The organism is Sphingomonas sp. FUKUSWIS1, assembly GCF_000733135.1.
In the GTDB taxonomy this organism is placed as follows: Bacteria; Pseudomonadota; Alphaproteobacteria; order Sphingomonadales; family Sphingomonadaceae; genus Sphingomonas; species Sphingomonas aerolata.
Window position 1 is genome coordinate 1 of record NZ_JPJC01000108.1, and the last position, 1,474, is coordinate 1,474.

Annotated in this window: 2 protein-coding genes; both read right to left on the reverse strand. The window is 63.6% G+C overall.

Translation table 11 applies throughout. From position 1 onward, the window contains the following. The coding region (locus sphsw_RS20880) for a cation-transporting P-type ATPase (RefSeq protein ID WP_200874017.1) at window positions 1–154 on the reverse strand (154 nt) is incomplete at its 3' end. After that, a complete protein-coding gene (locus tag sphsw_RS07725) occupies window positions 155–970 on the reverse strand; it encodes a universal stress protein (RefSeq protein WP_042466795.1) in 816 nt (271 codons plus the stop codon). Window positions 971–1,474 lie beyond the last annotated feature (504 nt).

Consider the following 1,474-nt stretch of genomic DNA (forward strand, 5'->3'; position numbering starts at 1 on the left):
GCTCGCGCAGCACGTCCAGCGCGAGCCGCAACACCGAATGCCGGTCGGCGCGCGGCAATTCATTGGGGCCGTCGCGTAAAAGCCGTTCGGCCGCGACCGCGCTGGACAGTCCGCTGCGATCGGCATCGACGGACGGCGTGGCCGTGCCGGGCATTCAGTGCGCCATGAGAACGGGCAAACGCGGATCGTCGATCAGGCTGCGCGTTACGCCGCCGAGCAGGATCTCGCGCATCCGTGAATGCGCAAAGCCGCCGACAACGAGGAGGTCGGCACCGCGATCGAGCGCGAAGCTGGTCAACCGGTCCTGCGCTTTCCCGCTCCGGTCTAGCGCATGCCCCTCAACCCCGAAACCGTGGCGGTGCAACAGCGCGACGACCGGTTCGAGCGCGGTTTCCGGCTGATCGGCCAGACCGTGTTTAATCGCAACGACATCGATCCGCGCACCGGGCGCGGCGAGCCGGACGAGATTCTGCAAGGCGCGCATCGCAGTCGCCCCGGGCTTCCAGCCGAGCACGGCGTGACCGACGTTGCGGATCGAGCGGCCCGGCGGCAGCAGCAACAATGGCGTGCCCGAGGCCATTAATACGGTCTCGATTGTCCGGCGGCGGAGCCAATCGATCGACCAGGTCTCATGCGGACCGATCATGACGAGATCCGCGAGAGGCGCGCTGGCGCGGACGTCGCCCGGGATCCACCCGACATCGTCGCATTGCGACACGATCTCCGCCTGGCTGTCGGGCGGCAGGAGCGCGCGCAGGCTGCTGGCATGGTCGCGGACCAGTTGCCGAAGTTCGCTGGACAAAGTGTACACCGTGCCGAACGGGGCAAGATTAGGCGACAGCATGGGTGCCGCGGTCAGGACATCGAAGATCATATGCGCCTGCCGCTGGTCGGCTAAGCCAAGGACCGCGTCGATAAAGCTGCCACCGCGGACGGGGCCCTCCACGATTGCGAGAATTGTCTTGATCATGGCCACCTCGTTGGATCGGGCCAGTTTAGGTCAAGGATCATGGGCTAGATTTACGTAGTTTACGCAGAGGCAAGCCGCGACGCTTTGCGATCTTCTCGGCCAGTCACGCCTCCCGCGCTTCAGCGTAGGGTCGATCTCATGGGAAAAGAGCAGTCGGAGCGTGTTGGCCAGTCTACCGGACGAAGTAAGCGAGCATTGACCGATATCCGCACCAACGACCTGGATACCAATTTTTCGAAAGGCATCTAAGGCACCAGGTGCCTAGAACCACAGACGGGTTACTCCCAAGCGGCTTGTAAAAGTCTGGCTTCCGCAGGGGTCTGTCCAAGTCTGACGATACCCTGAGGCTCCGATCGACGCGCTGAGCGCGACGCTGGCATAGTCGAATATGCGTGATCATCGATGCGTGATGACGACCAGGGCCTGCGACCGGCTGATCGCCGCGGCCAGGCATTGACCAAGACGCTGTGGATCCAGCGACGCGAAGCTCTCGTCGAGAATCGT